The 7,288-nt window shown below is 71.3% G+C and carries 6 protein-coding genes and 1 rRNA gene; 5 read left to right on the forward strand and 2 right to left on the reverse strand.

Translation table 11 applies throughout. The features are described 5' to 3' along the window. Window positions 1-9 precede the first annotated feature (9 nt). Together rrf and C1I93_RS26480 are read left to right on the forward strand one after the other, a co-directional pair. Window positions 10-126, forward strand: a 5S ribosomal RNA gene (gene rrf / locus C1I93_RS26475). Between the two features lie 152 nt (window positions 127-278). Next, window positions 279-1,514, forward strand: a complete 1,236-nt coding sequence (locus tag C1I93_RS26480; protein WP_223256319.1) for an MFS transporter — start codon at window positions 279-281, stop codon at window positions 1,512-1,514. Window positions 1,515-1,554: 40 nt separating this feature from the next. On the opposite strand, the gene C1I93_RS26485 is transcribed toward C1I93_RS26480, so the two are convergent. Beyond that, the gene (locus tag C1I93_RS26485; RefSeq protein ID WP_111246001.1) at window positions 1,555-2,238 is read right to left on the reverse strand and encodes a hypothetical protein; all 684 of its coding nucleotides are present in this window, start codon (window positions 2,236-2,238) and stop codon (window positions 1,555-1,557) included. 70 nt (window positions 2,239-2,308) lie between these two features. Here C1I93_RS26485 and C1I93_RS26490 point away from each other — a divergent pair, with 70 nt between their 5' ends. From C1I93_RS26490 to C1I93_RS26500, 3 genes are read left to right on the forward strand one after another with little or no spacing between them, the layout of a single operon-like run. Continuing rightward, window positions 2,309-4,927 (forward strand): valine--tRNA ligase, encoded by a 2,619-nt coding sequence (locus C1I93_RS26490; protein WP_111246002.1) that lies wholly within the window; start codon window positions 2,309-2,311, stop codon window positions 4,925-4,927. Beyond that, complete coding sequence (locus tag C1I93_RS26495) at window positions 4,924-6,264, forward strand: bifunctional folylpolyglutamate synthase/dihydrofolate synthase (RefSeq protein WP_111246003.1); 1,341 nt, start codon at window positions 4,924-4,926, stop codon at window positions 6,262-6,264. Before C1I93_RS26490 ends, C1I93_RS26495 begins: the two co-directional genes overlap by 4 nt. Beyond that, complete coding sequence (locus C1I93_RS26500) at window positions 6,261-6,683, forward strand: DUF4233 domain-containing protein (protein ID WP_111246004.1); 423 nt, start codon at window positions 6,261-6,263, stop codon at window positions 6,681-6,683. The genes C1I93_RS26495 and C1I93_RS26500 overlap by 4 nt, the downstream gene beginning before the upstream one ends. Before the next feature lie 15 nt (window positions 6,684-6,698). On the opposite strand, the gene C1I93_RS26505 is transcribed toward C1I93_RS26500, so the two are convergent. Beyond that, window positions 6,699-7,288 (reverse strand): VOC family protein (locus tag C1I93_RS26505; RefSeq protein ID WP_146603583.1); only part of this gene is annotated, 590 nt, incomplete at its 5' end.

The raw sequence follows: 7,288 nt of genomic DNA on the forward strand, positions 1-7,288 counted from the left end.
TGATAAGGTTACGGCGGTCATGGCGGAGGGGAAACGCCCGGTTACATTCCGAACCCGGAAGCTAAGCCCTCCAGCGCCGATGGTACTGCACTCGGGAGGGTGTGGGAGAGTAGGACACCGCCGGACATCTTTCTAATTCAGGGCCACCCCGTGAGGGGTGGCCCTGAATTCGTTTGTAACCGTGTTACGCGTCGATCCAGAGGACGTCGTCGCCGATGGGATCGACGGGAAGCGAAAACCCCTGGATCGACGGGAAGGTCTGCGCTTAGCGTCGCCGGGTGACGGCGCGTGTGAAGAACGGATCGCCGGCGGGGGAGCCGCAAGCGTTGTGGCGGGACCGGCACTTTGCCGTGTTCTGGTCGGCGCAGACGCTCTCGGTGCTGGGCGACGGATTCGCGTCGGTGGCCGTACCACTGCTGGTTCTCCAGCTAACCGGCTCGGTGGCGCTTATGGGTCTGCTGACGGCGGCGGCTGGCGTCGCCGCAGTGGTCACCGCCATCTTCGCGGGCGTGCTTGTCGACCGCTCGGACCGACGGCGCCTGCTCATCGGCTGCGACGTGGCCCGTGCGCTGTTGTTCGCCACCGTTCCCGTGGCGTGGCTGTGGGGGCCACAGCTGTGGCTGCTCTACCTGGTGCTGCCGGCCAGCGCGGCGGTCGGCATGGTCTTCCGGGTGGCGTACGTGGCGGCAGTGCCCGGGCTTGTCGACGTCGAGCGGATCACGGAGGCCAACGGCAAGCTGTCGGCGAGCTACGCCGTCGCCGCGATCGGTGGGCCGTTGCTGGCCGGTGTGGTCGCCGCCGCCTTCGGCTACTCGGCCGCCATCGCCGTGAACGCCGCGAGTTTCGCCGTCTCGGCAGCGGCACTCGTGGTCGTACGGCTGCGGCAGGAGCGCCTCGCGCGGACCGCCACCACCCTCGCCCACCTCCGGGACGAACTGTGGGACGGTGCCCGGTTCCTGTGGCGGCATCCGGTGCTGCGCAGCCTGACCTGGCTGCTGTCGGCGTTCCTCTTCCTCACCTACGGTCTTGACGACGTGCTGATCTACCACGTGCGGGACAACCTGGGGGGTTCCGAGCAGACTGTCGGCCTGGTCCTCGGGGTTGCGGCCGTCGGTACCGTCCTCGGGTCACTCGGGGTGGCCCCGTTGCGGCGTCGGTTCGGCTTCGGGGCGACCTGGTCAGGCAGCACCGCGCTGGCCGGCCTGGCTGTCGCGGGAGTGGGTGCGACCAGGAGCCTGCCTGCGGTGGCAAGTCTCGCCGCGGTGTACCTCGGCGGACTGGCGGTCGGGGCGATCTGCTCCCTGTCGCTGCGTCAGGAGGTGACCCCGAACCATCTCCTCGGCCGGGTGACGTCGGTGTTCTGGGCGACCCACTATGCGCTCGGTCCGGTCGGTGCGGCGGTCATCACCTGGGGCGCCGAGGCGTACGGGGTTGCGCTGGTGTGTGCCCTGGCCGGGGGCGGGTGCGTCCTGGTCGCCCTCGCCGCGCTGGCCACTCCGGTCGCTCGCGGGTGACCCCCGACGTCCTGCCCGGTGCTGGGCGTGAGCCGGAGCGTCAGGCGCGGGTCTGTACGCTCTCGCGGATCTGCCGCAGCAGCCCGGCGGCCTCGTCGACCGACCGGAAGGGGAACATGGCAAGTACCACGCTGCCGTGGTCGGCCCAGCCGCAGACCGCGAAGTCGCCGCCCTCGCCGCTGGTGCTGCCGCACTTCAGCACGCCGCCCAGCCGCCCCGCAGGCATGTCCCGCAGGCCGGTCACCGCGCCGGCCTCGTCGGCCATCAGCCGGAAGAGGCTCACCAGATCGCGCTCCGGCTGCCACAACAAGGTGGTGCCGCCGAAGATCAACACCGAGCGGCGCTCGTCGCCCGGGTCCTGGTAGACCGTACCGAAGCTGCTGTCCAGCTCGATGTCGGCGGCGAGGCCGCTGCGCAGGTAGTCGGCGGTGCTGGCGGCCCGCTCGCTGGCGTCCAGCCTCAGCCCGGCGACCTCGTCCGGCATCGTGATCCGCGCGTCCTTCTGCTGGGCGACCCGCCAGCCGAAGGCACCGAGCGCGCCGGCACCGGCCAGCGCGAGGACCGCCAGCAGCGCGACCGCGATGCGTCGGCGGCGGGCCCGGACGCTGTGGCGGTCGGTGGCCTCCTCCGGGTCGCGGTTGCTCAGCCGGATCGGCTCGTCGGTGAGGTCGACCGGCGGGGAATCCTCGTCGAGCTGGCGGGCACCGAGATGTGCGTCGGACATAGCCGACACCGTACGCGAACGACAGGTGGCGCACGTCGGGTCCGCCGAAGCGCTCCGTAGACTTTGTCGGGTGACCGAGAGACTGGATGCCCGACGCCCCGACGCACCGACCCTTGCCGGCCAGTACCAGCCCGGCGAGGTAGAGCAGCGACGGTACGAGCGGTGGGTAGCCGACGGTCGGTTCCGGGCCTCGGCGGAGAGCGACAAGCCGGCGTTCACCATCGTCATCCCGCCGCCGAACGTCACCGGCTCGCTGCACATGGGTCACGCGCTCGACCACACGGTGCAGGACGCCCTGGTGCGGCGCAAGCGGATGCAGGGCTTCGAGGCGCTCTGGCTGCCCGGCATGGACCACGCCGGCATCGCCACCCAGAACGTGGTCGAGCGGCAGCTGGCCGGGCAGGGCCTCTCCCGGCACGACCTGGGTCGGGACAAGTTCGTCGAGCGGGTCTGGCAGTGGAAGGCCGAGTCCGGGGGCGCGATCCTCGGCCAGATGCGCCGCCTCGGCGACTCGGTCGACTGGGACCGCGAGCGCTTCACCATGGACGAGGGGCTGTCCCGCGCCGTCGGGACCATGTTCAAGAAGCTGTACGACGACGGCCTGATCTACCGGGCGAACCGCATCATCAACTGGTGCCCGCGCTGCCTGACCGCGCTCTCCGACATCGAGGTGGAACACACCGACGACGACGGTGAGCTGGTCTCGATCCGCTACAGCGACGACGTGGTGGTGGCCACCACCCGGGCCGAGACGATGCTCGGCGACACGGCGGTGGCGGTGCACCCCGACGACGAGCGGTACCGGCACCTGATCGGCACCGAGGTCGAGTTGCCGCTGACCGGGCGGCGGATCCCCATCGTCGGTGACGCGCACGTCGACCCGGCCTTCGGCACCGGCATGGTGAAGGTGACCCCGGCGCACGACCCGAACGACTTCGAGATCGGCCAGCGGCACAACCTGCCGTCACTGACGGTCATGGACGAGCGGGGCGTCATCACCGTGCCCGGCCCGTTCGAGGGGCTGGACCGGTTCGAGGCCCGCCCGGCGATCGTTGCCGCACTGCGCGAGCAGGGTCTCATCGTGGCGGAGAAGCGGCCGTACGTGCACGCTGTGGGGCACTGCTCCCGCTGCCGGACCACTGTTGAGCCCCGGTTGTCGTTGCAGTGGTTCGTCAACACCGCACCGCTGGCCAAGGCGGCCGGCGACGCGGTGCGTGACGGTCGGGTGCGGATCGAGCCGGCGGAGCTGGCCAAGCGCTACTTCGCCTGGGTCGACAACATGCACGACTGGTGCATCTCCCGGCAGCTGTGGTGGGGTCACCGCATCCCGGTCTGGTACGGCCCGGACGGCGAGGTCGTCTGCGTGGGTCCGGACGAGCAGCCGCCGACCGGCGAGGGCTGGCACCAGGACGAGGACGTGCTGGACACCTGGTTCTCCAGCGGGCTGTGGCCCTTCTCCACCCTCGGCTGGCCGGAGCGGACCCCGGAGCTGGCCAAGTTCTATCCGACGAGCGTGCTGGTCACCGGGTACGACATCCTCTTCTTCTGGGTCGCCCGGATGATGATGTTCGGGCTCTACGCGATGGACGGGGTGCAGCCGTTCGACGTGATCGCGCTGCACGGAATGGTCCGTGACGAGCACGGCAAGAAGATGTCCAAGTCGTTCGGCAATGTGGTCGACCCGCTGGATTGGATCGACCGCTACGGGGCCGACGCGACCCGCTTCACGCTGGCCCGGGGCGCGAACCCGGGCGGGGACGTGCCGGTCAGCGAGGACTGGTGCCAGGGCTCCCGGAACTTCTGCAACAAGCTCTGGAACGTCACCCGGTTCGCGTTGCTCAACGGCGCGCACACCGAAGGGCCGTTGCCGGACGCGGCCGAGCTGTCGACCGTCGACAGGTGGATCCTGTCCCGGTTGGCGCAGGTCACCGTCGAGGTGGACGAGCAGTTCGAGGGGTACGAGTTCGCCAAGGTCTGTGACCTGCTGTACCACTTCGCCTGGGACGACGTCTGCGACTGGTACGTGGAGCTGAGCAAGCCGGTGCTGGCTGGCGGCGGGGCACCCGCCGACGCCACCCGGCGGGTGCTCGGTCACGTGCTGGACCAGCTGCTGCGGCTGCTGCATCCGGTGATCCCGTTCGTCACCGAGGAGCTGTGGACCGCGTTGACCGGTGGTGAGACGGTGCTGACGGCCGCCTGGCCGGTGGCCGACCGGGCGCGGGTGGACGCCACCGCCGAGACGGAGGTGGCGACTCTGCAACGGGTCGTCACCGAGATCCGTCGGTTCCGTTCCGACCAGGGGCTGCGCCCGACCCAGCGGGTGGTGGCCCGGCTGGACGGGCTGGCCGACGCCGGCCTTGCCGGGCACGAGCCGCTGATCCGTTCGCTGGTGCGCCTCGATCCGGCCGGTGATGACTTCCAGGCCAGCGCGACGCTGGCCATGCCCGGGGAGGTCAGCGTGGCGTTGGACACCCGCGGCACGATCGACGTGGCGGCCGAACGGGCCCGGCTGACCAAGGACCGCGCCGCAGCCGAGAAGGAAGCCGGGCAGGCTCGGGCGAAGCTGGACAACCCGGCGTTCGTCGGCAAGGCGCCCGAGCACGTGGTCGCCAAGATCCGCGAGCGGTTGGCGGTGGCCGAGGCCGACCTGACCCGCATCGACGCCGCTCTGGAGGCACTGCCCTCGTGACCGACCGCACAGATCCCACCTTCGCCGAGATCGAGGCCGAGCTGGCCGGGCGCGGCTTCACCCGGATGGTGTTCGAGCTGGACCGCATCTCGTCCCTGCTCGACCTGCTGGGCAGCCCGCAGCGGGCGTACCCGTCGATCCATCTGACCGGCACCAACGGCAAGACCTCCACCGCGCGGATGATCGATTCGCTGCTGCGGGCGTTCGGGCTGCACACCGGGCGGTACACCAGCCCGCACCTGGAGACCGTCCGGGAGCGGATCAGCCTGGACGGCGAGCCTGTCGACGAGGCCCGGTTCACCGCCGTCTACCAGGAGGTGAAGCCGCTGGCCGAGCTGGTCGACGACCGCTCCGCCGAGCCGCTCACCTACTTCGACATGACCACCGCGCTGGCCTTCGCCACCTTCGCCGACGCGCCGGTGGACGTGGCTGTGGTCGAGGTGGGTCTGGGCGGTGCGGAGGACGCCACGAACGTGATCCAGGCCGGGGTGTGCGTACTCACCCCGGTCGGGTTGGACCACACCGAGTGGCTCGGCGACACGCTGCACGACATCGCGGTCGCCAAGTCCGGCATCATCCACCCCGGTGCGACGGTCATCTGCGCCGCCCAGGAGGAGGAAGCGGCCCGGCCGATCCTGCAACGCTGCGCCGAGGTCGGCGCCACCATCGCCCGGGAGGGTTCAGAGTTCGGCGTGCTGCGCCGGGCGGTGGCGTTCGGTGGGCAGGTGCTCACGTTGCAGGGCCTGGGCGGGGTGTACGAGGAGGTGTTCGTCCCGCTGCACGGCGCCCACCAGGCGCAGAACGCGGCGGTGGCGCTCGCCGCCGTCGAGGCGTTCCTCGGTGCCGGCGCCCGCCGGCAACTCGACGTGGAGGCGGTACGGGAGGGCTTCGCCACCGCCAGCTCGCCCGGTCGGCTGGAACGGATCCGCACCTCGCCGACGATCCTGCTCGACGGCGCACACAACCCGCAGGGCATGGCGGCGACGGTCACCGCGCTTCAGGAGGAGTTCGCCTTCAGCAAGCTGGTCGCCGTGCTGGGCACCCTCGCCGACAAGGACGCGGCAAGCATGTTGGAGCTGCTGGAACCGGTGGTGGACCACCTCGTGGTGACCCGCAACAGCTCGCCTCGTGCGCTGCCGGCAAAGGAGTTGGCCGAGCTCGCCGCCGAGGTGTTCGGGCCGGACCGGGTCGAGGTGGCCGAGCAGATGCCGGACGCGATCGAGGCGGCGGTGGCGCTGGCCGAGGAGGACGTGCCGGGTGAGCTGGCCGGTGTCGGCGTACTGATCACCGGGTCTGTGGTGACCGTGGCCGACGCCCGCCGGCTGCTGAAGCGATGAGCGGCCGGCGCGTCGGGCCCGAAGGCACCGACGACGCGGGCCGGAGCACCGAGCCGGAGGGTGCCGGGGCGCCGGAGCCACGCCGGTCGGGGCTGCGTGACCCGCAGCGGGCGGTACGCGGGCTCGGCGCGGGCACGCTCGCGCTGGAGGCGCTGGTGCTGCTGCTGGCGATCCAGCCGATCCGGGTGGTCGGCGGTGACCTCGGCGGTGCGGCGGTCGGGGTGGTGGTGGCGCTCGCCGTGGCCGCCGCCGTGCTCGCCGGCCTGATGCGCCGGCCCTGGGCCTGGCACGCCGGCACGGTGTTGCAGGGCCTGCTGCTGCTCTCCGGGTTGCTGCACTGGGCGTTGTTCGTGCTGGGTGTCATCTTCGCGCTGGTGTGGGCGTACGCGTCGCACGTGCGCCGGGTCATTCTCGGCTGAGTCGTCGCCCGCAGCTCATGCCTCGGCGCGCTCCCGCCACTGGGTCAGCGCGATGCCGTGGCCGTCCGGGTCCCGGAAAGCCGCCGCCCACACCTCCAGCTTGGTGCCCCGGTTGACCACCCGGGGCGGGTAGGTGAACCGGACGCCGGAGTCGCGTAGCCGCTCGTACGCGCCCTGGATGTCGTCGACGTCGAGGTTGACGTGCACCAGTCGACGGTTGACCGGCTGGGCGCCGTTCACCTCCCGCAGCACCAGCCGGGTCGCCCCGGAGGCCAGCACGGCGTTGCCGGTGCCGCGGTCGACCTCGGTGAACCCGAGTCGGTCGCGGTAGAACTCCAGGGACCGGGACAACTCGGTGACCAGCAGGGTGATGCCCACGCCGCTGATCGGCGCGCCCGGATCGGCAGCCTCCGGATCGAAGCCGAAGATGGCCGCCCCCGGCTGCGGATCGTCAAGCGGCAGGTCGAGTGGGTCGAGCGGGTCCGCCGGTGCGGGTGGTGCGTTGGTGGGCGCGGGCGGGTCGGCGATCCGTCCGGTCAGCGGTGGCTCCTGGGCGACAGCTGTCGCCGCGTACCGCTCCTCGCTGGACGTACGGGGGGAGGGGG

Origin of the sequence: Micromonospora endophytica (genome assembly GCF_003236305.1) — a bacterium.
Classification (GTDB): domain Bacteria; phylum Actinomycetota; class Actinomycetes; order Mycobacteriales; family Micromonosporaceae; genus Micromonospora; species Micromonospora endophytica.

What these genes read in the sequence shown, in the direction of transcription:
- C1I93_RS26485 (WP_111246001.1), bottom strand. Translation starts at nt 2,238, where the DNA reads ATGTCCGACGCACATCTCGGTGCCCGCCAGCTCGACGAGGATTCCCCG.
- C1I93_RS26500 (WP_111246004.1), top strand. Translation starts at nt 6,261, where the DNA reads ATGAGCGGCCGGCGCGTCGGGCCCGAAGGCACCGACGACGCGGGCCGG.